Here is a 24,874-nt window from a genome sequence, read left to right on the forward strand (position 1 = left end):
GTTCGAGAAATAAATCAGTCCTCCTTCCTAAACGCCATATGATTTATTCAAATTCAGACATAACCAAAACGTTTATCGAAGTAATGCCTAAGAAGCGGCGCTAAGGTTAAGTTCTCCTGCGATGATCGAATGAGCTCAGCTTCGCTGAAATCTTATGCATGGTCTAAAGAAAAAAAGCCGCAAGCATCGGTTGCGACTTCCTTAAAAGGTGTTTCTATGGATGACATGGATGACGCTATCCTGATTTTCGGCTCACGCTCACACGGCCAACCAAGCTGCCGGCTCACCCGAATAGGTCAGCGAAAGTTTATGCATGGCCCGGGTACAAGCAATGTAGAGTAAGCTTCGGTCCATCTCGGAGCGATAGTTTTCGCCGTCCGCAAAAGGAACGATAACCTGATCGAATTCCAGGCCCTTGGCCATATGGGCGAAGGTGATCGTAATCCCATCCTGAAAGCGGTCGCTGCTAAAATCGAGCAGATTCACGCTGCCCCCAAGCTCCCTGATGGACTCGTACACCTGCCGGGCCTGCGAGGACGTTTTGCATAGGATCCCCATCGTCTGCAGCCCGGAATCTAAAAAGTGACGGCTAAGCTCTTGAATGAACGCCAGCTCCTCCTGGGCGTCACGACACCGGATCACCTGCGGTTCTTCTCCATGCCGCTCCACGGGAATCATGGTGCTGCCCGGACGGATTCGCTTCGCAAGTCCCATAATCTCCAGCGTGGAGCGATAGCTCTTTACAAGTTCGATCGTTTCGGCATATGGAAACACGCCCTTGATATCATGCAGTGAAGTGGACGTATATACGTTGACCGACTGGTTGCTGTCCCCAAGAATCGTTTTTTTGCACGAAAACCATTTGGAGAGCACGGCATATTGAATCGGTGTATAATCCTGCATTTCATCGACGAGCAGATGCTTCACCATATCGTATGATGTGCTTCCCTCCAAATACATTTTGAGATACAGCAGCGGAAAAACGTCAGCATAATCGATCGTTTTCCTTCCGATCATGACGAACATGTCCGGTTTGTTCCTATGCGAGAAGAATTCCTTGTACATGCTGAGCGCATTTTGAAATTTGAACATTTTGATCGCGGTTTTGACTTTATTGGCTTCTGCGGTTGTCAGCCTCTCTCCATCCTCCGTACGAACCCGGCCTGACAGGATGGAGGCCGTCTTCTCCAATCGCTGCCTGAGCGGCATGGTCATGGTGCCAAGGTAACCCTCCATGATCTCTGAAGCCGAAATGCATACGCCCTTCAGCTGAATATCCGCAGGCAGGAAGAACTGCTCATCGGCATATTTCATATAAGCCTCCAGCTCGTGCACGAAGTGCATGCCGGCCTTATACCGGATCCGTTCAATAGCCTGCTCGTCATGGGCGTGCACGATTTCGTCCACCTGTTCGGAGAAGGTCTGAAACTGACATAATCCTCTCAGCTCTTTGGCAGCAAGCTCCTCCATCGTAACCTCCATGATTTTCTCTTCGCCAAGCTCCGGCAGAACGTTGGATATATAATCAGAGAATACTTTATGGGGGGATATAATGAGCACGTTGCTGGAAGTCAAAGTCTCCTTATGGCGGTACAACAGAAAAGCTACCCTGTGCAGAGCCACTGAGGTTTTGCCTGAACCTGCCGCCCCCTGTATGATCAGCTCATTTGCGGTTTCGTTTCGTATGATGGCATTTTGCTCCTGCTGGATGGTAGCCACAATATTCTTCATCTTCTCGTCCGACGTGCTGCTGAGCTCCTTTTGCAGCACGTCGTCATTGATGTTCATGGAGCTCTCAATCATATATTCCATTTGACCGTCTTTGATTTTGTACTGCCTTTTGACGGTAATTTCGCCTTGCATCCTGCCCATGGGGGCTTCATACGACGCAGGACCGACATTGTAATCATAAAACAAGCCTGCTACCGGCGAGCGCCAATCATAGATGAAATGCTCCTGACTCCCTCCGTCCGTGAAAGAATGGATGCCAATATAGTAAGCATCTTCTTCCATCGTTTCATTCGTTCGGAAATCCACCCTGCCAAAATACGGCGAGGCGAGCAGTTTGCGAATCCTTTGCAGCCTCGATACCGTCTTCTCTCCCGTATCAATCGACAAGGAAATATCAACCCGGTTGGCCGCCCGTTCCGCCGCATCCAATTGGGCCATGTTCACCCACAGGTATTTCTTCGCTTCAATGATCTCCTTATACGAGTCGGACACCTTCCCCTCTAATTCCTCCGATGCTCGATGAAGCTCCTTGAATACAAACTCAAGATATGCCCGCTCCGCGCTTTCGCTTCGATTCAGCATTCCGATTTCCCCCTCTTTGCTAAAGAATAGCTTTAAGTATAGGGGTTTCCCGAAAAAAATATAGACTTATACTTTCCGTTGTAGTATTGTGTATTTATCGTGGGTCCAAAAATAGTGATACGATTTACATCAACCGCAAATGACATACCATAGATAAAAAACCAGGCTGCATGCTCATGCAAACCTGGTTTTTTTGTGTCTCTTACTGCTCGTTTTTTGTCTGATACAGATACAGCGTGAGCGGGGCGAAAATAGCGGTAATCACCACGCAGACCCCGATTCCGAACATGCTCACGGCCATGGTAGCCGTGCCGTTCATCAGTCCCCTGACCGTGGCTGCCGCCATGCTGATCGGATTCAGATCGATAAGAATGCCCGTCCATTTCGGCATCGTCGACGAATCCACCAGAATGTTGCTGGCAAACAGCAGCGGATATATCGCGATCATGCTGGACCCCGACACCGTCTCCGGCCGCTTGGCCACAACGCCGATCAGGGCAAATATCCAGCTGACGCTGAATGCAAAAAACAAAATGAAAGCAATGGCGCATACCATTTGGATGGCGCTGCCCTCGGGGCGGAAGCCCAGCGCAAGCCCCGTACCCAGGGCAACGATAACGCCGACCGTATAACGCAAACCATCCGTAAGGATGGAGCCGATGACGGAAGCGGGCTGCCAAAAGGGCAGCGTTCGGAAACGATTGTACACCCCTTTGGTAATATCCGAGCAGATCGTGGTTCCGCTGTACACCGTCATGGGAACGACCGTCAGGATGAGGATGCCGGGCAATAGGAATTGAATATAAGCTCCGGTTGACCCGGCCATGGCACCGCCGAACAAGTAACTAAATATGAGCAGCAGCAGAACCGGTGACAGAACCGCATCCATCACCAGACCAAACCCGTTATGCTTCGTATGCTGCCAAGTTCTCCACATAAAGATTCGGATCGCCGTCAGGGCATTGGGATGATCGATATCGGCTTGACGAACAGGCAGCACGCCGTTCTTATTCGCTGTATGTTGGCTTACACTCATGGCGTGCCTCTGCCTCCCTTCGACTTCGCATGGGTCAGTGACAGAAAGACCTCATCCAGACTCGGTTCACTTAAGGCGAAATATTCAATGGCGAATCCGTTATTCATCAGCGTACGCAGAGCCTCAGTGGCGGTACTTGCGTCCTCCACCGGGATTTTATGTACCAACGGATGATCATCCTCCAATACGTTCAGCGCGTGTGCCTCGTTTAACAAAGTACCGAGCCTGCGCTGATCGGCCGGTTCGATGAATTGGATGGTTAACGTTCTGTTGCCAACGGAAGCCTTTAATTGGCGGGGCGTCCCTTCCGCAATCAAACTCCCCTTATCCATCACGGCAATCCGGTCCGCCAACTGGTCGGCTTCTTCCAGATATTGCGTCGTCAGCAGCACAGTGGTTCCCCGCTTCAAAAGAGACCCTACAACCTCCCACACTTGATTGCGGCTTTGCGGATCGAGGCCTGTTGTCGGCTCATCCAGAAAAATAACATCGGGCTCGGTAACGATACTGGCGGCAATATCCAGCCGCCGCCGCATCCCGCCAGAGTAATGCTGCACCGCGCGCTCCTTCGCTTCGCTGAGCCCAAAGGATTCGATCAGCTCCTCGCTTACGGATCGAGCCGTTTTCGCCGAATAACCGTAAAGCCTTGATATCAGCATTAAATTCTGAAGGCCGGAGAGCCCTTCATCCAGTGCTGCAAACTGGCCTGTCAGGCTAATCCTTCTCCGAACGTTCCGGGCATTGCCCACAATATCAAAACCGGCCACGCTTGCGAAACCCCCGTCCGGCTTAACCAGGGTAGATAGCATGTGGATGGTCGTTGTTTTTCCGGCGCCATTCGGACCTAACAAGGCAAACAGCTCTCCTTGTTCGACATGCAGATCGATTCCTCGAACGACCTCTATGCCGTTGTAAGACTTGCGAAGCTCCTTCGTTTCAATGGCGTATGGCAAGTTTCACAGCTCCTCCTCTTCCTATAAAAATCTGTCCCTAGAATGCCATGATGGCTTACTCTTAAAAATCGTCCAGATGATCGCGGACCCAATCAGCAAGCCTGGCTGCCGGCCGCCCCGTGACTTCCTCCACCGTCGGCAATACGGTATAACCGATCTCGGGCGGATTTTTTCCCATTTGCACAAAAAACTCAATCGATTCCTCGTCATAGCCTTGCGCTCTCCATTGATCTCTCGCCTGTTCCTCGGTCAGTTCGACAAAACGGATGTCCTTGCCTGTTACCTCGCTTATGATCCGAACCGCTTCCGTTCGCGAGAGGGCTTCCGGTCCCGTAAGGAAATATTCTTGGCCATGGTGACCCTCCTCAAGAAGTGCGGCGACGGCAACCCGCGCAATATCGGCTTCATGGATTCTCGCACTCAGCGCATGGCCGAACGGCTCGCGGACAACCCCCTCCTTGCGGATCGACTCCTGCCAATCCACCAGAATATTCGCCATAAATTCCCCTGGCTTAAGCAAGGTCCATTCCATTCGGCTCTCTCGAAGGGCAGCTTCGACAGGACCTTCTTCATAGCCTACCAATACCGTTACCCGCTTTATGCCTGCCTCCTCGGCAAGCTCAATAATTCGCGGATCCGTCTGCAGGGACCCGTACGCCTCATCACTGGAGATGATCAAATGCATGGCCGTTACGCCTTGCAGGGCGGGAATCAGGCTTTCCGGGTCATTGAGATTTCCGGCAACCGCCTGAACGCCCTCCGGTACTTTCGCTTGCTGCGGATTGCGTGAGATTGCTCTCACTTCGCTGCCTTGCTGCACAAGCTGCTGCACGATGTGTTTTCCTACGGTTCCTGTTGCTCCTGTTATCAAAATGGTCATTTTGAACTTCCTCCCTGATATCGTTGGGTTACGATTCATATTTTTGGATTGTTCATCATTACATAACGTTTACGGATTTCCTCCATCTCCTGCAGCAGATCTTCTTTCAGCTCCGGCGGGGAGATGATCTCCACCTTTGAACCGTAGCTTAAGATCACCGAGATGGCATAAGCTTTGGTGTAAAAAATAGTTTGGACATCAAGAAGTCCCTCGCCGGAGATGAAGGCCTCCGGAAATTGCTCGGTCACCCGCGGTCCGGCGGATGAATCGAAGCGGAGATGAGCCTGTATCCCCTGCACCGCCTCCCGATCCTCCCGCTCCAGGTTACCTCTTGGGAGGAACGTGTCGGTGGATACTTCAAGACTGGATATGCGCGATACTCTGAAGATTCGTTTCGCCTGCTTTAACAAGCAGTAAGCCTCCAAATACCACACGCCTTGTTCCCAGTATAGCTGCAGCGGCTCCACTTGCCGCTCCGAGCAGCTGCCGGATGTACTCGTATACTGAAGTGTTATCAGGTTCGAGCATTCCATGGCATTCAGAATGGGCTGAACCCATGCCCGCTCATGCTTCGACGTGCTCATATCGAATAGGAGTTGTTCATGACATCCTCCGTTCAACAGGGCAGGCTGCAAGGTTCCGAGCTTATTCATAATGCTGGTGTATCTCCCCTTCACAGTCCCTTCGATGCCCTTTAAAAGATTGTAGATGGCCAAAAAGTCATCAACGGAGAAGTGCTGCCTTGTCAGATAGAACCCGTTCATTAATTCAAACCCGCCATCCGCACCGGGATAGGAAGCAACCGGAATGCCAGCCTGATTAATGAGGTCCACATCGCGGTAGATCGTACGAACCGAGACCTCATACCGGGCGGCAAGCGCCGTGGCCGTCACTCTTTTTTTGGTCAACAATTCCATCGTAATGCCTAGCAGCCGGTCGAGCTTCATCGATAACACTCCTCGCGCTTCGTACTTTTTGACTTCTGAATCGAATATTAAAACATAAATCCTGACATCTAGTATGTCAGGATTACATATCGTTCCTGGATTATTTTTGATGAAAAGCAGTAGATGAGGTGGGACAACAAAAAAGCTCCGCATCACGGAGCTTCCTGCATAGATTATATCATGTTCAGACAGTCCCACTACTACAGAAACCAGCGGCTGACAGCAGCCTTTCCCGCTGCTGTGCCGAGCTGTTGCGTATTACACTTTCCATTCGACCCATTCACCATCCTGCGGAATTTCAATTTGATCGCGCAGACCTTCCGCTGCCAGACGACCGGACAGCTCCTCTCTTGTCACAAGGCAGTGGTTGATGGCTTCCATATGGACCGCAACCGCCTTCGTGTAGGGAGCATGACGCAGCAGTTCGATCACATCGTCCTCATCCATGATAATCGGGTCTCCAGTGAGAAACCGGGCACCGCCGGCGTTGACAACCGTCATATCAGGCTTGTGGACATCCAAAACTTCTTTCACTTCATCACACCAGATGGTATCTCCTGCTATATACAGGGTCGGCTGTCCTTCTGCTTTCAAAATAAAACCGGATACCTGTCCCATCATCTGACCGATCTCACCCGTGCCATGATGACCACCGGTTCGGATTATCGTAACCCCCTCATATTCCAGGGTTTCCTGGACTGCCGTCACGGACGTAAAGCCTTGCGAAACCAAGGTATCCTCGTCCCCCGGTTGACACAGGATCGGCTTCGTCTTTGGCAGTGCATCAATCGCAGCTTGATCCCAGTGATCCTGGTGCAGATGCGTAACCAGCACCACATCCGGATGGACCTTGTCAGTCACGGAGAACGGCAGCGGTACAAGCGGATTCCGTCTGTCATTCGCGGAGTTGATGACCGGCGGGTTCGCCTTGGCCTCGCTAAACATCGGATCGACCAGCAGTTCAAGATGGGCGTACTGTATTCTTAACGTAGCATTACGTATCAGTTGAAGTTTCACTTTCATTTCCCCTTTGTTTCATTTAATATGGTTCTGAACCCATTATAGAGAACGCTGAACTTCCCGCCTACAGCTTCGTGAAAGGTATTAGGGGGACTCACTTTCATCGTGAAAGGATATGACCATGCCAAGCGCTCATGAACTCGACGAAGTCGATCTTCGCATATTACATCACCTGCTGGAGGATGCGAGCCTGTCCCACAAAGCCATCGGAGAGCGGGTGCATTTGACGGGACAAGCTGTCGGGGCCCGTGTTCGTAAGCTGCAGGATCTGGGTGTCATCGAAGGCTTTACGCTTCGTTGGAACCCGGACAAAATCGGTCTGGCCGTACATGCTTTTATCACCATGTTCTTGGCGTTAAATACGGCTCATTCTCCCTTCTTATCCTTTGTTCAGTCCCACGACATGGTCGCCGAAACCCACCGCGTCAGCGGTGAGGGCTGTTATTGGCTCAGGGTACGGGCGGGCTCGCCCAAGGAATTGAATGATTTTCTGGAAGAGCTTCTGAAGTATGGGAATTATAAAGTCAGCCTGTCCATTGATCAGGTGAAATAAAAAAGAAGAAGCCGCGGATCTACGAGATCGGCGGTTTCTTCTTGTTATCTATTATGAATTTTTCACATGATGTATTTTTAATATAATTCCATTTATTTCACCGCGTTTTCTTCCGCCATCAATTCCTGCGCATATTCGTTCAAATTGATGGATTGGCCGTGATTCAGCCTCGATTTCTCTGCCGCGAACGCAATAAGGTGGCTTCGTACGGAGGCACTGGCCGACGTCAGGCTCTCCTGTCCATTATAGCTCCGAACCTCTCTCAAGAAGCTGGACACAATTCCGCTGTCGCCCCCGCCATGTCCGCTGGACTGTGAAGGAATGGTAATCTCCGTTTTCTGTCCGGTCAGAAAATCGTAAACCGTAATCTTGCCTTCCTCTCCCCGAAGCTCGCCGCGGGTGCCCATGATCTGAATTCTGCGCTCCTGTTCATACGTAAATCCGCACATGCTGAACATCGCGGTGGCGCCGCCCTCAAACTCCATATTGACGACCTGATGATCGACCACGTTGTTATCGCTCCGATAGACGCAGCGGCCATAGTCCGTATCGCGAAGCCCTTGGATGATATTCGGCTTGGTCAGCTCCTGGGTGAAATGCCCCGCCCATCCCTTGTATTGATCGCTCAAGTAAAACCGGGGTGCCGAATATGGACAGGTTGGTTCCACCTGGCAATCAAGGCAGCGGTCGGCCGCACCTTCGGGGGCCTGCTCCTCACGGAAATGCATCAGAGAGCCAAACGAAGTGACCTGCGTGCAAGGACGGTCCATCAACCACGACAGCACATCCATATCATGGCAGGATTTGGCCAGTATCATCGGGCTTGCCTTGTCGGAGTTATTCCAATTCCCCCGCACAAAGCTGTGGGCAATATGCCAATATCCCACATTCTCGTTCAGTTGGATCGAAGCCACCTCGCCGATCGTCCCTTCCTGAAGCACGCGTTTGATGGTACTCCAAAAAGGGGTATATCTCAGCACGTGGCATATGGTCAAAAGCCTGTTGTTACGTATAGCAGCCTGCTCCATCTCTAGACATTCCTTCGGTTCCGGAGACATCGGCTTCTCCAGAAGCACGTGATACTGCTTCTCCAAAGCCTTCATGGTTGGACCATAGTGCATGCGGTCCTGCGTACAGATGACGGCGATATCGGCAAGCTGGGGCTCTGCCAGCAGCGGCTCCCAGGATTCATAACACCGCTCCGGCGGGATTCCATGCTTCTCGGCAAAACCGATGCGCCGCGCCGGATCGGCCTCGGCTACAGCCACGAAGGTCAGCTCATGCGGGTAATCCAGGGCATAGGGGGCGTAACCCCCGGCGCCGCGCGCGCCTGCCCCGATCAATATGGCTTTCAATTGTGTCATATCATGTCGCTCCTTCTTTTAGGTTCTGGTACTCGCATTTATTCGGTATATCGGTCTGCCGCGGACTGGTAAATGGCCAGATAGCGCTCCGACCCCATCTTCTGCAGGTTAGCTACATATTGATCCCAGTTCTCAAAGGACTCGTTGCCGGCTATGAATTTATCCCGCATCTCATCCACGTACGTGTGAATGTCGGTCTGGATACCGGTAAGCTCGGACTGCTCATCGGCCGTAAAATTAAACGGCGGCCAAACCTTGTCTTGAGGGATGACGTATGGCTCGGCTTTTTTTGCGTTCTCTACGGACGTCTGCAGACCTTCCGCTCCCTTGAAATACTTCTGTGTCACGAAGCCCGGATAATATCCGCCAGGCCATATTAGATACTGCCCTACCGCCTGGTCCAGATTGAGGCCGTCCGGATTGTTCTTGATCTCGTCCACGTAATCCACATTGCCTTCTGCATCTTCCTTATACGTTTCGTCTTCCCAGCCCATGAAGAACATGCGGATGCCTTCGTCGCTGTAGAAGTAATCCATCCAGCGGATCAGCGCTGCCGGATTCTTCGCTTTATCGGTCAGGACAAACATCCCGATGTTCCCCAGCGGAGAGCCTGTGGCGCTGAACATCTGATCGCCGTGCGGCCCCTTCAATACCGGAAGTCCTACGTAACCCTCCTGGTTGTAGATGGCGACCGGGTCCACATTATCAACCACGCCGAGAAGACCCTCTACGCCTTTGGCGTCCACCTCCGTGCTCTTCACGGACATGATATCCTGCTCCAGCAGGCCGTCCTTGTAAAGCTTGTTCACGAACTGAAGCAGTTCCTTGTATCTTGGATCCGTCGGAATGAACCGGACCTTTCCGCTCGCCGGATCGGTATCCACGTTAATGTTCGAGGTTCCGTGATAATTGAGGCCGAACGAACCGCGCAAATAGTTGACAATGCCTGCGGTTCCCACACCACCCCAGGCATATTCATCCTTCTGGCCGTTGCCGTTCGGATCCTTCTCCTTGAACGCCTTCAACATATCGTAGAATTCATCCAGCGTCTGCGGCTCTTGAAGGCCAAGCTTGGTCAGCCACTCCGACTTCACCCACGGCGTTCCGTACAGCACGGACCGGAACTCCGGATCATACAGCGTCGGCAGCCCGTAAATGTTGCCATCGGGCATCGTAATCCCCTTCTCAATGACCGGATACTTCTCCATCAATGCCTTGAAATTCGGCGCATATTGGTCAATTAGGTCATTCAGCGGGATAAAAGCGCCCTGCTTGCCGTATTTCAGCAAATCTGCCCTCGGGAATGCGGAAGCATAGAACATCTCCGGATAATCGCCGCCGGCGAGCAGCAAATTCCGTTTTTCCGCCAAGTTGTCTTTGTGCACCGTGTCCCACTGTACCTGAATATTGGTCATTTTCTCATATTCCTGCCACAGCTTGATGTTGTTCCAGTCGGCGTTGGCAAAGAACTTTCCGGCAAATCCGGTCACCGTCATCTTGTCACTGACAATCGGAAACCCGGTCTCATTCATCGCTGTTTTCCCTTCACCCGCGGAGTCCGATTCAGCCGTTCCTCCCGAACCTTTCGAACTGCAGCCCACCGCCAGCGATACCGACAACATGCAGGTCAACAGAAGACTTCCCCATTGCTTCAGCTTCATCCGTAATCCTCCCCTTTTCATGTTCCATCCATCTATCCATACAAGGAATTATCCTTTGATGGCCCCAATCATCACGCCTTTGACAAAATACCGCTGCAGGAACGGATAGAGCACCAGCACGGGAATATTAGCCACGACCAGCACCGCGTACTTTATGCCCTCCACTTCCCTTTGCTGCTTGATCGCCGATTCGGTCGACATTTTGACCATGTCGTTCGTTTGCCCCTGAATCAGAATTTCGCGCAGGATGAGCTGCAGCGGAAATTTATCTTTATCCGATAAATACAGAAGTGCATTGAAGAACGCATTCCAATGACCGACCGCATAGAACAAAATGGTCACCGCGATAATCGGCATGGACAGCGGCAGTATGATCCGGGTCAAAATTTTAATGTTCGAGCATCCATCGATCGTCGCGGCCTCCTGCAGTTCGCCGGGTATGGACTGCTGAAAGAAGGTACGCATAATGATGATGTTCCAGATCGATACGGCATTCGGGATAATCATGACCCAGAGCGTATTCAGCATGCCGAGGTTCTTGATCAGCAAATACGTCGGAATGAGTCCTCCGCTGAAAAACATCGTGAAGACCAGCAGCGCCATGATGGCATTTCGGCCGACAAAATCCTTCCGCGACAGCGGATAGGCCGCAAGGATGGTCATCGTGAGATTAATGAACGTGCCCAGCGATGTATACACCAGCGTGTTGGTAAAGCCGCTGATGATATCCTTGTTCTGAAATATTTTCACATAGGAATTCAGGTTGACTCCCTTGGGCCACAGCAGCATCTCGCCCCTCAGAACCGCCTGCGGGTCGCTAAACGATGCGCTGAGCACAAAGACCAGCGGGTACATAACAATGATGGTAACCAGGATCAGAATCGTATAGTTGATAACATTAAACATGCGGTCCCCTCTGGTTTCGATTTGCATGGCTCTTTCGCTCCCCTCTTTACCAAAGACTGGTCTCGCTCACGCGCTTTGAAATAAAGTTCACGGCAACCAGCAGGACAAAATTGATGACGGAATTAAACAATCCGATGGCTGCGGAGAAACTGTACTCGGCATTCTGAATCCCCATTCGGTAGACATAGGTGGCAATAATGTCGGAGCTCTCCATATTCAGGTTGTTTTGCATCAGGAGCACCTTCTCAAACCCGATGCCCATAATGCTGCCCATGTTCAGGATCAAGAGGATGATGATCGTTGGCATAATGCCTGGGATGTTAATATGCCATATGCGCTGAAGCCTGGTCGCACCATCGACACGTGCGGCTTCGTGCAGCTGGCTGTCTATGCCGGCAAGGGCTGCTAAATAGATAATGGAGCTCCAGCCCATGGTCTGCCATACATCCGACAGAACGTACAGGGATTTGAACCAGGAAGGCTCCGTCATGAAATTGATCGGCTGACCGCCGAACATTTCAATAAAATGATTGATGATGCCGTAGCGGGGCGATAGGAAAATCATCATCATGCCGACAACGACCACGGTAGATAGAAAGTGAGGAGCATACGTGATGGTCTGCACGAATTTCTTGAAACGTTCAGCCCGAACCTCGTTCATGAGCAAAGCCAGAATAATCGGGATCGGAAAACCGACAGCAAGGCTGTATAACCCGATGCCCAGTGTGTTCTTGATCAGGCGCCAGAAATAATAACTGTTGAAAAAGCGATCGAAATGCTCAAAGCCGACCCACGGACTGCCCCATATCCCTTGCGTTGCTATAAAGTCCTTAAAGGCGATCTGGATGCCGTACATCGGAACATACTGGAACAGGATGTAATAGGCGATGACCGGTGAAATCAGGGCATAAAGCTGCCAATTGCGTAAAACACGATTCCACAGTAAGCGCTTACGTTTCGTTTCAGGTACCTCGATTGCTGCGGGCTGCAGGGTCGTATTAGCCAATGAGCATCACCTCGTATGTATGGATTGGGTTAACCTCTTAATCCTAGCAAAGCCATCTTGACATGCCATCAAAACACGGGGTATCCGCTTATTCAGCGGATCAGTTCCAATTCACATGCATGGAGCTTGGAAAGTACTCGTTTATGATTTCCCTCCTTTTCTCTGCAATCCGTCATATGACTAAGCTACCACCACCTCAGCTATCCATAAGTCAATACGGTTATTGTGGCGCCCAATATGTTAGGTATAGTAACGCCAAATCATGATATAAATAAAACCCGAATAAGTCAGGTATTATTTCACTTCTTTGGATTCATTTTGGATATAATTCCCTTTATTTTGGATTATATTTGGATAAATATTGATACACGAAAGGCATCACGCAGACAATGCGAAGGGCCTAATTCATGAATGAGAGGAATTAATATATTATTAAAATTTCTTTATATAAAAGGGATGAAAACGCAATCAATAATAGGGTGAAATGAAACGAAGAGTACTTTTTTTCGAATTCCTAAACCAGAAATCTCATTCCAAATATTTCATTGATTTGCACTCATGATAATATAGCGATATGGCATTGTCAAACATTTTTTTGGACTATTTTGGCACAAAAATATTGATATTTGGGTGAAAAATCGTAAAAAACAGCTGCCTGATTTCAAGCCGGCAGCTGTTCGACGATCCTCTTTTATATTATATGTCAACTAATCATACATGATGCGGTAGTTAAATTCATTCTCTAGTAAAACTGGAGGACTCCCGAACAATCAATGAGCATGGCAGTAATATTTTGGTTGCCACCTTGAAGTGCCCGTCCAAATAATCCACGATGGATTTGGCAGCGACCCTGCCGATTTCGTACTTCGGTACGGAGACGGAGGTTAACGGGGGCGTTGTATATTGGGCTACATCAATATTATCCATCCCCACGATCGCGATATCTTCCGGTATGCGCCCTCGATTCTCGACAACGGCACGCATGGCCGGAATGGCAAGCATGTCGCTGGCACAAAAAACAGCCGTTGGCCATAACTCTTTGGGAAGCCCCCCCAATAACTCGGACATCTTGCTGAAGCTCCGATCCACATTCCATCCGGTATTCATCAGCCACTCCTCGCGCACTTCCAGGTTGGCTTCCAGCATCGCGAATTTATATCCGACATACCGTTCTTCGCTCTCCATCTGCTTGGAATACGCAGGGCCCCCGATATAAGCGATTCGCGTGTGTCCCTGGTCAATCAGGTGGCGTACGGCTGCCCTTGCTGATAAAATCCGGTCACAGTCTACAACCGGCACGGTCAGCCGGTCATCATTCAAACTCACGCCCATGATGGCAACCCCGGCCTGCTGTATCAGTTCAAACAGCTCCTTGTCGTACCAACTGACCGCTACAATCCCCTGAGCGCCTGTCTCCCTCAGCATGTGGCGTATTTTGTCCGCATCGCCGACTTCCTCGCATGTACGAACGATTGCCGGGGGCTGTCCGAGTTCCTCCATTTTTTTATGGAAACCGGCAAGAACCGTTGAGAAATACGGGTGGTCGTCCATCAGGTTTTGGGGAACGACACAGACAACCCGCTTATCGGCCATGCCGTTAACATGCACGCTTTGGGATGGCTCAGGTAGTTTATAACCAAGATCAAGCGCCGCTTGCCGGATCTTCTGCTTAGTATCCTCGTTGACCGGACGGCTTGCATCATTGCTGATGGCCCGCGAAACCGTAGATATGGATACCCCGACCCGTTCGGCGATATCTTTAAGCTTAGCCAATCGCATCTCCTCCTTCGCAAAATTTGGAACCAAATTTTCCGCCATCCATTGATCATAGCATAAACTTTCTCATTTCGGGGCGTCAAATTGATGTCCGGTTCTTCGCTGGAGAAGGGCGATGTCTTATGGATTCTTTCGTTTTCAGACCGTGTTAAAGATGCAGCATATCAGGCTCCGTCACAGCGTAGCCGTTGCCAGCGGTTATCCCATTAAGCTTCCAATGGGGCGCGCGCCGCGCTCTCCTGCTTCCCTAATCGGAAAAGAACAAACGACACTATCATGGCTATGGCAACGCCCCCGGCACCGATCCAGGTAATGGATGACAAGGACCATTGCTCGACGGCAACCCCTCCGATGCCTGCGCCCGCAGCCATGGCGAGCTGCATCACGGACTGGTTCAGGCCCAGCATAACCCCGGATGAATTCGGCTCCAGCTGGACGAGGTTATACTGCTGCGTCGGACCGGAAGACCAGGCAGATAACGACCATATAACAAGAATCGCAAACACGAGAATGACAGATACGGCTGCTTGGGTAAAAGTCAGAACGATTAGCGCGAGAATATGCAGAATCATGCCACCGGATAAAGTAAGCGGTACTCCCCATCGATCCGTACTGAATCCACCGAACTTGGAGCCAATGAGGCTGGCAATGCCAAAGGCAAACAGTGCTGCACTAATCAGACCTTCGTTCAGGCCGCTAACAAGAAGAAGGTAAGGAGACAGGTACGTATAGGCAATGGAATACCCGCCCAGCCAGAAGAACGTGATCGCCAAACCGAGTGCAACTTTAGGCTTCTTGAGCAGCGCGAATTGCTGGAGCAGCGGTACGGGAGCATCTCCTTTTGTTTTCGGAATCGCCTTATGCAGCACAATCATGGAAACAACCCCCAGAATGGCAATGAAACCGAACACTGATTTCCATCCAAAAGCAGCAGCTACGACACGGCCGAGGGGGACGCCAATGATCAGGGAAGCCGTGAAGCCCATGATGACCGTAGCGATCGAACTCGCCTGTTTGCCCGGCGGCGCGATTTTGGCGGCAATCCCGAGTGCAGTTACAACTACCATCCCTGCGCCCACCGCCATCATAACGCGCGCAATCACAAATGGAACATACCCCGGAAGGGCAAATGACAGTAGATTCGCAATCACAAAAATGCCTAATGAATAAACCAACAGCTTCCGTCTCTCCACTTTAGCGGTTAGCGCCATAAGAATGGGGGTCAAGATCGCATAGACCAATGAGAAAATCGTGATTAGCTGACCAGCAGCGGTTATTGTAATCCCTAACGAATCTGCAATTTTATCCAAAACTCCCGATATAATATACTCCGACGTTCCTACTAAAAAACTAACGATAGCCAAAAAATAAATCTTCCAAGCACCCGTCATAATATGAATTACACTCCTTTATTTAATATTTATATATCGCGAATTGTCGATATATTAAACCAATAAAAATACATATCGCAATATGTAGATGTGAATTGCGGAGCAAGACTGAATACTCCTTATTTCTTAAGGAATCATTCAGTGCCTGCGCTATATCTCCTGCTTCAAATACTCTCCGATTTCCCGGATAACCTCTTCATCCCGCGTATAATACGTGAATTTCCCAAGCCGCTCTGTCTTGATCAGACCTGCCCGATGTAGAATCGCTAAATATTGCGATGCGGTGGACTGCGTCATATTCAGTTTCTCGGTCACCTGGCTTACGCATACCCCGACTTTCCTCATATCAATCCCTTCATGGGGCGTAAAATGTTGTTCCGGTTCCTTGAGCCACTGCAATATTTCAAGCCTCGATTCATTGGACAATGCTTTAAACACTTCGATTGGTTTCATACGTATCATTATATCGAGAATTATCGATATGTCAAACTATTTTCCTTATTTTCCTCAGTCATGATCCTCCGAACGAATGCCATAGCGTCTCATGGCACTCGCGTAGAACCATTCATTTGCCGTATGCAGTGCCGTCTCCTCGTCGATCCAGCCAGATAGGACCCGCTCCCACAGAAATTCGGCGGCCAGCTTCTTCACAAGCAAAATCTTGCCGTAACTCCATTCCATAGAGCGGGCATCCGAGACGATAATCGAGCTCTTGCTTGCCGGGAGTGCCTCCAGACGGTACTGCATGCTGTCCCGGTAGGTGCTCGCTCGGAAATTGAACCACCACATGCCGCCGACATGAACGTTCGGGAAATTCCAGGCTGCCTGCACCGCATCGAGATTGTTCAGCTCCGATGCAAGCACAAGCTCAAATTCACAACGGTACGACTCAAACAAAGCAGTCAGCTTTAGAATCCGCTCTGTATCATTGGCAGGGAACGCCGCACCGCACCATGATCTCTCCACTCCCAAAAACAACTGAACGAGCAGGCCGTTCCGAGCCGCAGCACCACATAGGACGTGCAGCAGCTCCATTAGAATGTCGTCACGCCCGCTTGCCGGCCCAATTTCCTTACGGATGTGCGAGCTCGATTCATACCGCGGCAGCGTTGTCATGATGCCCGGGAGACCAGCTTCGCGAAATTCGCCGAGCAGCAAGTCAATCTCGCCTCCCACATCCAGAAATGTCCTGGCCAGATCATTAGATTGCACGATCCGGTCAACCCATGGACCCAGCACTCCGTCAATCCGGGGGATCAATACGGCATCGTCCCGCATGCCTTGAAACGCCGCATGTTCCGGATGATTCACGACAAACCGGCGGATATTCATCCGGTCTGCCGTTTGCTGTGCCCAGCCTTGTTCGGCGGATGTATGCTGAACGCGAGCCATGGCTTCCCGCACCGAATGTTCATCCTTGATGATGACTCCGTATAATTCACGCATAATGGAGGTGAATACCCAGTTCATCAGCGTGCTTCTCGTTGATCGATAGGCTTTTAGAAAAGCTGCAATTCGCTGCTCCTCAGGCAATTTATCGGCCTCATCCGGGTAGCCACCGGCTTGGAGCTCTCGATAGAACCAGAAGTAATGGGCGATTTCCCAGAAGTCCCTTGCACCAAGCCGGTCACCGATAAGATGGGTATGGGTATCGAAGACCGGCAGCCCCATGATTCGCTCGAAGAATACAGCTTGTTTGCCGCTCCTGTCATGCAAGCTCATGTGAACATCTCCTTTTCTTCATGAATCGATTATTTCCGGTTTTCCGAGACGACAACGCCCTTTCCTTCGTTGTAGCGGTCTGTGGCTTCCTTAATAATCTCAAGGCCGCCCTTCTTCTTGTACTCCTCAATCACTTTCGGCCAATCCGAGATCGGCTCTCTGCCGTAGATCATCTTGATCATATGATCAAGAACCAGCTTTGGCCCCACGTCATCGCCTTGCGGCGCGGTGTCCGGATATTTGGAATAAGCCTCCAATGCCGGGGAGAAGCGGATCGACCCCAGCCCTTCCTTGAAGACTACCGAATCCATAAACTTGATCATGTCCTGCCCGTCCTCGGTCAGCTCTTCCTTTGCCTTGTTGTACACCATATCGTGGACGAACCAGAACATGCCGCGGAAACCGTCTTCGTCCATGGCTTCAGGCGTGGATGGCGGCGTAAACTTGATCGCGCCGTTCTCCCGGGTGAAAGTTTCGCCTTCAATGCCGAACGAGAAATATGTCTCTGCCTCCGGCGTCAGCATCCAGTCAAAAAACTTGATAATGCCGATGGCCTTCTCTTCTGAGACCTTACTGTTAATATAGTAAGACGTATTTATGCTTGAATACAGCAAATGGCCTCCAGTGTTCTCCGGACCGCGCGGCGATGCAATGATATCAACCTTGGCGTCCGGCACGGCATTTTTCAGCTTACCGCGGAAGCCTGACAGAAGCTGGGCGTTGGCGGACCACATGCCGGATTTGCCGCTTTCAATGTTTTTGCCGTAGTCACTGGAGGTCAGGGTCGCAAAATCCTTAGGAATTAGTCCTTCATCGTACATGGTCTTATAGGTCTCCAGCGCCTTTGTCATATTTTCCACGTCGAAGAACTTGGGAACGACCTCCCCGTTCTGCAGTTCGTACTGGGATGGCAGCACATCGAACGCTCCCAGAATCGTGTCCGCATATTTAAAGTTCTCCCGCATTTGATACGGGAACTCAACGCCTTCCTTCTTCATCGCACGCATCACGTCCAGAAATTCATCCACCGTTTTGGGTGCCGGGAGCCCTGTCTTTTCCAGCAGATCGGTCCGGATATACAGCCCTCTCCGGGACGGGTTGGACAGCCATGCCGGTATTCCGTAAATTTTGCCGTCATAGCTTGTCTCCTGCCAGGCTTCCTTCGGCACGCTCTTCATCAAATTCGGAGCATGCTCCTTCAGCAAGTCGTCAAGCGGCATAAATACGCCTGCTTCCACGGAACCGGACATGCCCTTGCTTGTAGCCCCTCCCACGTTCTGAACGACGTCAGGAATATCATTAGAGGCAAACATTAAAGTCATTTTGCTGTCGAAGTCCTTCAGCGGCAGCATGGTCAGTTCAATATCCGTATTGGTCAGCTTTTCAAGCTCCTTCACCCATCTCTCTTCATTTACGTCCTTCGAACGCTCGGCATGTTTGTTTCCGCTGGTTGCCATGGACATCGTGAAAGACAGCTTGCCATCAGCGGCAGCGCCGGAAGAACCGGAGGTTCCGCCATCCGCTTCCTTGGCACCATTACAGCCGACCGCGGTTAAGGCAATTAGCGCGCTCATCAAAATCAAACTCCATTTTCTTCTCATCCACATCGCTTCCTTCCATATTTCTGACAGATTGTTTACCTTTGTCGCTTCTGCATCGCAGCTCGGATTTCGAGCTGCCCATCTCCCTATGAACCAGAATATCCCTATCCCCCTGAGCGTCTCACCTCAAACCTAAAGCGCTTTCATAATAACATCCAACTCCCGAAAATTAACATGTACTTTCTTCTGATCGCATGTGTTTTCCTATGCTGTCCGTTTGCTGGGAGGAGAACAACCTCTCTACACCCCGTTCATGTATTCTTTAAAGTACCGGGTTATGAGGATAAAAAAAGACGGCCAAAGCCGTCTGTCATTGACTAGATAAGTTCGTTATCAGAATGCTGATCAACAAAAGCAAGTATTCTTGCATTCACCTCTTCCGGAAACTCGCCATTCATGGCATGCGAGGCGCCAGGCCAGTTCTCGATTTGAATATTCGGCACATGGGTTTTGCCTTTCTGCACCGCTCTTTGCGAGTTATGCATTGTGCTTTTTTCTGCCATTAGAGCCAATACGGGGATATGAATGTTCTTCAAATCCTCCGCGCTCATCAAATCCGGCGTCGGCAGGCTGATCTTATAATTTGCCATACCCGACTCTATCAGCCTTGCAATTGGTTCACTGTCATCCGCTTTGGCTCCGCCTGAAATGTAGCTCAGCATTTTCTCTCTGATAAACTTGGGAACGATCGGTACGGATGCAGGAATTGAGGCAGCCATCATTTTAAGTGACAGAGGCGCAAAAACAAGGACCGGATCCAATAAACTGATCGTTGCCACTTTCGATGGAGCGTGTCTTGCAAGATTCATGGCCGTCCAGCCTCCAATGGAAACGCCTATGAGATGGACGGTTTCTACATCCACTTTGCTCAATGCCTCACTCAACCAACTGGCTTGATCCTCAGCATTTCGGATCGGCTGTGTTTGACAGCTCATTCCCGGCTCTCCCAGCAGATCGAGAGTATACACCGGCCGTTCCTTCATAAGTCCAGGCAGGTTCGGCTCCCACATCGGAGTGGATGACGAGCGTCCGGGCAATAGCAGGAGCGGCTCTTTCCCCTTATGTTCTTCTTTGGTAAATCGATAGATCCGTACACGGCCAAATGCAGTTTCAATATCTTTCGTTTCAAGCGGCGGAGGGAGAAACTTCATGGCAGCTTCATAAGCCGCCTCAAACTCTGCCTTTCCCTTCTCTGTGAGGAAACGCCCGGTAGGCTTATCATTTGTCACCATCTGTCTCTCCTTTCTTCAAAAAAGACTGATGAGCCGCTTCAATAAAAGAATCGCAATGTTCCATGAGAAAACGGTCCTCCTGCGGCCAAGTTTGCTTTGATGCATAACCTGCCCGATAAACGTCTAAGATCTCCCCGTTGTCCTGCGTAGCATTTTGAACAAAGAAATGCCACTTCTCGCCGAAGACATATCCAGCTTCGCTGACAGGGTCAATCCCATTGTTGGTCAGCAAGAATGCCTCCAGAACCAGTTCTTTCCACTTCCAATATACTTGGAGTGCGGTCTCGAGATCCGGAAAAAACTCTTCGAAAGCCTGTGCTGCCTGTGGTGGAAGCGACATATCCTGATAATCCAATAAAATATGTTTCCTTCTGTTCACAGTGAGCCCCAGCATCGTCTCCAGGTTCATAGGATGATTCGTCTCCAGGCTCGCCACCATCGCATCTATATAGGCCCGGTCACTTCGGAACTCCATCTCTTTCTTGAAAAGAACGTCGCTTTGACGCTGTAATATCTGCTTAAGATCCCCTTTGGCTCCGAGAGCCAAGCACTGATCTTGTATTTCCTTTAAGGTGAATCCCAGATTTTTATAGAATAGAATTTGCTGGAGTTTCACCAAATCATGTTCGGTATAATATCTGCTGTTCTTATCTCCGCTGCGAGTCGCCACAAGCAATCCGATTTTATCGTAGTGCTGCAAAGTTCTGACGGTGGTACCACATATCTCTGCCAACCGACCTACCGTATACATTTCTTCTTCCAACTGCCGCACCTCCTGCATCCTATTCTTACACATGACGTTTCGTCATGTGCAAGCAGGGGCGTTTATTTCTTCATAATAAAAAAAACGGCATTTCTGCCGTTTAGTGGTGATGCGAGCAAGTGGGTCGTGGAAGGGTTCTCGGAGTCCCTGTTCGATAAACCACCTGTCCCCGTTATAATCGGTGCTGGTGGTTTCAGGTAATCCATCATTGATCGGAAGACAAAGGCTGTGCTTTTCCTCCACCTCGCGCGGCTGGCAGCAGGGACAGCAGGCCGAGAACAGCCAGCAGTGCCCCAACCCATAGAGGCGATGCCAAGCCATAACCGGCATCCATCGCCATTCCTCCCATGGAGGATCCAACGACAACGCCGAGGCTGATAACGGACCCATGCACCGTCGTAACAAGCGATCCCGTATCGGCAACCCGGGTGACCCGGGTCGCCATGGCCGGGTTCATGGGCACACCCGCCAAACCAACGATCACAACCGCAATCATAGCGATCGCCTGGCTGTGCACAAATAATCCGAATACCACTAAAGCCGCGGCTAGAGCGACCAACCCAATGGTGAGGATCTGCATCATATATCGATCTGCCAGCCTGCCGGTGACCATGTTGCCAAGCACCGTTGCCACGCCGTAAACGCCAAGCAGGATCGGAACCGCCCGAGCGCCAAAGCCGGCGAGATCGGTTAAGATCGGCGAGAAATAACTGAATGCGGCAAAGGTAGCTCCGATAATCAGCATGCTAGTCGCATAAGCAGCCCATAGATGGCGATTCTTTAGGGCGACAAACTCTCCCCGGATGCCGGACGATTCAGGTCTGGATAAGGACGGGATCGTAAACTGCCCTACCAAACCGGATACCGACACCAGAACCACCACGGCCCAGAAGCTGGCGCGCCAGCCGAGCAGCTGCTCGATCCACATCGCCAGCGGAAGTCCGATCGCCGTTGCCACCATTAAACCGCCGAGGACGATCGACGCCGCCCTTCCACGCGACTCCGGACCGACGAGGGAAAAGCAAATCGCAAGCGATACGCCAAACGCTGCCGCAGAAGAGATGCCCGTGATCACTCTGGCCGCCATCATTACTTCATATGTGGACGCGACAGCGCCCAGCGTCTGACCGACAAGGAAGATGGCAGCCAAGATCATAAAAGCCTGTTTGCGCGGCACCTTTAAAAGCCCCACCGTCAGCAGCGGTCCTCCTATAATCATGCCGACAGCATAAGCGGTAATGAGATACCCGATGGCTGCAACCGAAACGCCGAATTCTGCTGAAAGCGAAGGCATCATGCCTGCTACCATAAACTCAGAGGTTGTCATCGAGAAGATCATTAAACCTAATATATAAATGGAAAATGGCAATGGGAACAACTCCTATCATGATGATTCTATAGTTTTGTAACTTTCGGTACAAAAATAAACGCAATAACTCCAACCCTATTATGGCTGGATTTTCGCTTTCACATAAAACCAACTTTTTTACTATCCAGTACAAAAATATCTAAAAAATCATGCCTCTCTAAAATACTACAATACTACATATAGTAAAGTACCATTTCGTGGTTGCAACAAGATGCCCCTGTATACTCTTTTCACGGTGATTGGCTCCTTTCCTAAGGCTTCCAGCTCATTATATATATTTTGTAACGTTCGGTCAATAAGTGTTGTTTGTTCCAAAAGTTATCCTTTACGGACGGCCAAATACCCCACTTCTACATTAGAAATAGCGTGGGGTACTTAGCTCCGCAACAGCTTTACGTTATCTTTGATTACCCATTGGTAAACGTACCGAGCTCCCTTTATCGTATCGAATCAACCATCAACGATCTGATGACGGTATTAACTATAGTTCTATCGCCGACGCTTGCACCTGCGCATCCTGGCCGGCATCAAGCAATACCGCGTTAATCCCGTTAAGAAAAGCCAAAGCGCTTGCCTTAATGATATCCGTATCCATGGCGCGCCCGGAATAGACTTTGCCTTGATATTCGATTCGGATATTCACCCGGCCGATAGCCTCTTTTCCCCTGGACAGACTGTTGATTTTGTAATCCTTCAACTGTACGTCCAAACCGACCAACGCTTTCATGGCGCTGTACAGCGCATCGATCGGGCCATCCCCCACCATGCTGTCCCTGAACGTCTCGCTGCCTTTTCTCAGCATCACGGTTGCCGTCGGATACAGATCATTGGTCACGACCTGGAACGAATCCAGCTCATACAGATGACTGCTGACTTCTTCATGGGTACGATGCTGGGTCACCAGATAAAAAACGTCATGGTCATATACTTCCTTCTTGGCATCGGCAAGCTGCAGGAATTTCTCAAACAGCGTTTCAAAATCTTCGCCTTCGCCTGTCTCGAAGCCCAGCTTCTCCACCGCATTCTTGAACGCATGCCTTCCGGACCGCGCCGTCAGGATCAGCTCCATGCTGTCGGCGCCGACTTCCTCCGGCGACATAATTTCATAAACCTGCTTATCCTTCAGCAGACCATCCTGATGAATACCGGAAGAGTGCGCGAATGCGTTCTCGCCCGTAATCGCCTTGTTCACCTGCACATCCAGGCCCGTCAAATGCGTCAGCAGCCGGGAGGTTCGGATCAGCTCCTTAAGCCGGATGTTGGTGGAGGCCTTAAAGTGATTCTCCCGGACCTTCAGCCCCATGACCACTTCTTCAAGCGACGTATTGCCTGCGCGCTCCCCCAAACCGTTGATGGTGCATTCCACTTTCTCGGCGCCGTTTCTCACTGCGCTGAGCGTATTTGCCGTAGCAAGCCCCAGATCGTTATGACAGTGAACGCTGAGGACAACCTGATCGTTCAGATTCTTCAGGCGCTCGTTGATTTTGCGGATCAATTCGCCGAATTCATCCGGAACGGCGTAACCGACCGTATCCGGCACGTTAATCATTGTTGCTCCGGCCTTCACGACGGCTTCGATCGTTGTCCACAGATATTCAAAATCGGACCTGGAGGCATCCTCCGTCGAATACTGCACATGGGGCAGCAGCGTTTTGGCGTACTTCACGGCATCCACGCCCATCTGAAGCACGGCATCCTTGGAACGGTTGAATTTCTTCTCCACATGGATGTTCGAGGTGCCGAGCACGATATGAATCAGCGGGTTTTGCGCGAGCTTAATGCTTTCATATACGGCATCGATATCGCCCTTCACCGCGCGTGCAAGCGCAGTAATGGAGACGCTGTCTCCCACGGTTCGGGCGATTTCCTGAACCGCTTGAAAATCCCCTGCCGAAGACGCGGGAAAACCCGCTTCGATAATATCGACGTTCAGCCGCTTTAGCTGTTGTGCAAATTCGATCTTTTGCTGTACGTTCAGTTTGGCGCCCGGAACCTGCTCTCCGTCGCGCAAAGTCGTGTCCAATACAATAATGTTGCGTTCCATTTGATATTCCTCCTCGATAATCGATCGTTCATTTCGTTGATTTATATCAAGCGGGGTTGGTTAAACCCGGAATTTAACCAACAAAAAAACCCCGCCTCTACGTATAGAGGCGGGGTTGAACCCGCGGTACCACTCTAATTCATTTTATGCAAAATGATCTTCTTCGATGGCCATCACCATCTATCCCTATAACGGTGGAACTCCGGCTAACCCTACATGATCAGGCAGCTGTTCATAGACGAGTTCAAAGGGAACGACATTACCGTTTCACACCTGCCAACGGCTCTCTGAAAAGTCATTTCGCTTTTACTATTTCTAATCAAAACATTTCGATATG

20 protein-coding genes and 1 other annotated feature are annotated in these 24,874 nt (G+C 50.6%); of the genes, 1 reads left to right on the forward strand and 19 read right to left on the reverse strand.

Annotated features, from left to right (window positions below):
- Positions 1-258: 258 nt before the first annotated feature.
- The 6 genes from OHJ21_RS16320 to OHJ21_RS16345 all read right to left on the reverse strand — a co-directional run bounded on the left by OHJ21_RS16320 (position 259) and on the right by OHJ21_RS16345 (position 7,146).
- On the reverse strand, positions 259-2,313 hold the full coding sequence (locus tag OHJ21_RS16320; protein WP_486020545.1) for a HelD family protein: 2,055 nt from the start codon (positions 2,311-2,313) through the stop codon (positions 259-261).
- Between the two features lie 202 nt (positions 2,314-2,515).
- Positions 2,516-3,349: an ABC transporter permease gene (locus tag OHJ21_RS16325; RefSeq protein WP_486020546.1), complete on the reverse strand. Its 834-nt coding sequence runs from the start codon at positions 3,347-3,349 to the stop codon at positions 2,516-2,518.
- Positions 3,346-4,302: an ATP-binding cassette domain-containing protein gene (locus OHJ21_RS16330; protein WP_486020547.1), complete on the reverse strand. Its 957-nt coding sequence runs from the start codon at positions 4,300-4,302 to the stop codon at positions 3,346-3,348. The genes OHJ21_RS16325 and OHJ21_RS16330 overlap by 4 nt, the downstream gene beginning before the upstream one ends.
- A 61-nt stretch (positions 4,303-4,363) precedes the next feature.
- Positions 4,364-5,182 (reverse strand): NAD(P)H-binding protein, encoded by an 819-nt coding sequence (locus OHJ21_RS16335; protein ID WP_486020548.1) that lies wholly within the window; start codon positions 5,180-5,182, stop codon positions 4,364-4,366.
- A 35-nt stretch (positions 5,183-5,217) separates the two neighbouring features.
- Positions 5,218-6,129: a helix-turn-helix transcriptional regulator gene (locus tag OHJ21_RS16340; protein ID WP_486020549.1), complete on the reverse strand. Its 912-nt coding sequence runs from the start codon at positions 6,127-6,129 to the stop codon at positions 5,218-5,220.
- A gap of 258 nt (positions 6,130-6,387) precedes the next feature.
- Complete coding sequence (locus tag OHJ21_RS16345; RefSeq protein ID WP_100538634.1) at positions 6,388-7,146, reverse strand: MBL fold metallo-hydrolase; 759 nt, start codon at positions 7,144-7,146, stop codon at positions 6,388-6,390.
- Between the two features lie 124 nt (positions 7,147-7,270).
- Here OHJ21_RS16345 and OHJ21_RS16350 point away from each other — a divergent pair, with 124 nt between their 5' ends.
- Positions 7,271-7,702, forward strand: a complete 432-nt coding sequence (locus OHJ21_RS16350) for an Lrp/AsnC family transcriptional regulator (RefSeq protein WP_100539493.1) — start codon at positions 7,271-7,273, stop codon at positions 7,700-7,702.
- A 92-nt stretch (positions 7,703-7,794) separates the two neighbouring features.
- Here the strand turns inward: OHJ21_RS16350 and OHJ21_RS16355 are convergent, their stop codons facing one another.
- The 13 genes from OHJ21_RS16355 to OHJ21_RS16415 form a co-directional block, all read right to left on the reverse strand.
- Positions 7,795-9,066, reverse strand: coding sequence for a Gfo/Idh/MocA family protein (locus OHJ21_RS16355; protein ID WP_486020550.1), 1,272 nt, complete (start codon positions 9,064-9,066; stop codon positions 7,795-7,797).
- A gap of 38 nt (positions 9,067-9,104) precedes the next feature.
- Complete coding sequence (locus tag OHJ21_RS16360; protein ID WP_486020551.1) at positions 9,105-10,727, reverse strand: extracellular solute-binding protein; 1,623 nt, start codon at positions 10,725-10,727, stop codon at positions 9,105-9,107.
- A gap of 48 nt (positions 10,728-10,775) precedes the next feature.
- Positions 10,776-11,660 carry a carbohydrate ABC transporter permease gene (locus OHJ21_RS16365; protein ID WP_326114619.1) on the reverse strand — a complete coding sequence of 295 codons (885 nt, stop codon included), beginning with the start codon at positions 11,658-11,660 and terminating at the stop codon, positions 10,776-10,778.
- Between the two features lie 19 nt (positions 11,661-11,679).
- The gene (locus tag OHJ21_RS16370) at positions 11,680-12,639 is read right to left on the reverse strand and encodes an ABC transporter permease (protein ID WP_100538638.1); all 960 of its coding nucleotides are present in this window, start codon (positions 12,637-12,639) and stop codon (positions 11,680-11,682) included.
- Positions 12,640-13,374: 735 nt separating this feature from the next.
- Entirely contained in the window at positions 13,375-14,412 is a 1,038-nt protein-coding gene (locus OHJ21_RS16375) for a LacI family DNA-binding transcriptional regulator (RefSeq protein ID WP_326119214.1), read from the reverse strand.
- Between the two features lie 209 nt (positions 14,413-14,621).
- Positions 14,622-15,806: an MFS transporter gene (locus OHJ21_RS16380; protein WP_486020554.1), complete on the reverse strand. Its 1,185-nt coding sequence runs from the start codon at positions 15,804-15,806 to the stop codon at positions 14,622-14,624.
- A 150-nt stretch (positions 15,807-15,956) separates the two neighbouring features.
- On the reverse strand, positions 15,957-16,259 hold the full coding sequence (locus OHJ21_RS16385; protein WP_100539494.1) for an ArsR/SmtB family transcription factor: 303 nt from the start codon (positions 16,257-16,259) through the stop codon (positions 15,957-15,959).
- A 54-nt stretch (positions 16,260-16,313) separates the two neighbouring features.
- Positions 16,314-17,528, reverse strand: coding sequence for a glucuronate isomerase (locus OHJ21_RS16390; protein WP_486020555.1), 1,215 nt, complete (start codon positions 17,526-17,528; stop codon positions 16,314-16,316).
- Between the two features lie 29 nt (positions 17,529-17,557).
- Entirely contained in the window at positions 17,558-19,129 is a 1,572-nt protein-coding gene (locus OHJ21_RS16395) for an extracellular solute-binding protein (RefSeq protein WP_486020557.1), read from the reverse strand.
- Positions 19,130-19,446: 317 nt separating this feature from the next.
- Positions 19,447-20,361 carry an alpha/beta fold hydrolase gene (locus OHJ21_RS16400; protein ID WP_486020558.1) on the reverse strand — a complete coding sequence of 305 codons (915 nt, stop codon included), beginning with the start codon at positions 20,359-20,361 and terminating at the stop codon, positions 19,447-19,449.
- Positions 20,348-21,124: a MerR family transcriptional regulator gene (locus OHJ21_RS16405; protein ID WP_486020559.1), complete on the reverse strand. Its 777-nt coding sequence runs from the start codon at positions 21,122-21,124 to the stop codon at positions 20,348-20,350. Before OHJ21_RS16405 ends, OHJ21_RS16400 begins: the two co-directional genes overlap by 14 nt.
- Positions 21,125-21,329: 205 nt before the next feature.
- Positions 21,330-22,493, reverse strand: coding sequence for an MFS transporter (locus tag OHJ21_RS16410; protein WP_486020560.1), 1,164 nt, complete (start codon positions 22,491-22,493; stop codon positions 21,330-21,332).
- Between the two features lie 481 nt (positions 22,494-22,974).
- Positions 22,975-24,537 (reverse strand): 2-isopropylmalate synthase, encoded by a 1,563-nt coding sequence (locus OHJ21_RS16415; protein WP_486020561.1) that lies wholly within the window; start codon positions 24,535-24,537, stop codon positions 22,975-22,977.
- A 102-nt stretch (positions 24,538-24,639) separates the two neighbouring features.
- Positions 24,640-24,869 (reverse strand) — a binding site (T-box leader).
- Positions 24,870-24,874 lie beyond the last annotated feature (5 nt).

It is taken from the genome of Virgibacillus sp. LDC1 (assembly GCF_025792345.1).
Taxonomy (GTDB): domain Bacteria; phylum Bacillota; class Bacilli; order Paenibacillales; family Paenibacillaceae; genus Paenibacillus_AQ; species Paenibacillus_AQ lautus.

Bases quoted from the DNA above. Each gene is read 5' to 3' on its own strand.
- OHJ21_RS16365 (WP_326114619.1), bottom strand. From the start codon at position 11,660: ATGCAAATCGAAACCAGAGGGGACCGCATGTTTAATGTTATCAACTAT.
- OHJ21_RS16350 (WP_100539493.1), top strand. From the start codon at position 7,271: ATGCCAAGCGCTCATGAACTCGACGAAGTCGATCTTCGCATATTACAT.
- OHJ21_RS16390 (WP_486020555.1), bottom strand. From the start codon at position 17,528: ATGAGCTTGCATGACAGGAGCGGCAAACAAGCTGTATTCTTCGAGCGA.
- OHJ21_RS16335 (WP_486020548.1), bottom strand. From the start codon at position 5,182: ATGACCATTTTGATAACAGGAGCAACAGGAACCGTAGGAAAACACATC.
- OHJ21_RS16340 (WP_486020549.1), bottom strand. From the start codon at position 6,129: ATGAAGCTCGACCGGCTGCTAGGCATTACGATGGAATTGTTGACCAAA.
- OHJ21_RS16415 (WP_486020561.1), bottom strand. From the start codon at position 24,537: ATGGAACGCAACATTATTGTATTGGACACGACTTTGCGCGACGGAGAG.
- OHJ21_RS16325 (WP_486020546.1), bottom strand. From the start codon at position 3,349: ATGAGTGTAAGCCAACATACAGCGAATAAGAACGGCGTGCTGCCTGTT.
- OHJ21_RS16320 (WP_486020545.1), bottom strand. From the start codon at position 2,313: ATGCTGAATCGAAGCGAAAGCGCGGAGCGGGCATATCTTGAGTTTGTA.
- OHJ21_RS16360 (WP_486020551.1), bottom strand. From the start codon at position 10,727: ATGAAGCTGAAGCAATGGGGAAGTCTTCTGTTGACCTGCATGTTGTCG.
- OHJ21_RS16380 (WP_486020554.1), bottom strand. From the start codon at position 15,806: ATGACGGGTGCTTGGAAGATTTATTTTTTGGCTATCGTTAGTTTTTTA.
- OHJ21_RS16355 (WP_486020550.1), bottom strand. From the start codon at position 9,066: ATGACACAATTGAAAGCCATATTGATCGGGGCAGGCGCGCGCGGCGCC.
- OHJ21_RS16400 (WP_486020558.1), bottom strand. From the start codon at position 20,361: ATGGTGACAAATGATAAGCCTACCGGGCGTTTCCTCACAGAGAAGGGA.
- OHJ21_RS16395 (WP_486020557.1), bottom strand. From the start codon at position 19,129: ATGAGAAGAAAATGGAGTTTGATTTTGATGAGCGCGCTAATTGCCTTA.
- OHJ21_RS16385 (WP_100539494.1), bottom strand. From the start codon at position 16,259: ATGAAACCAATCGAAGTGTTTAAAGCATTGTCCAATGAATCGAGGCTT.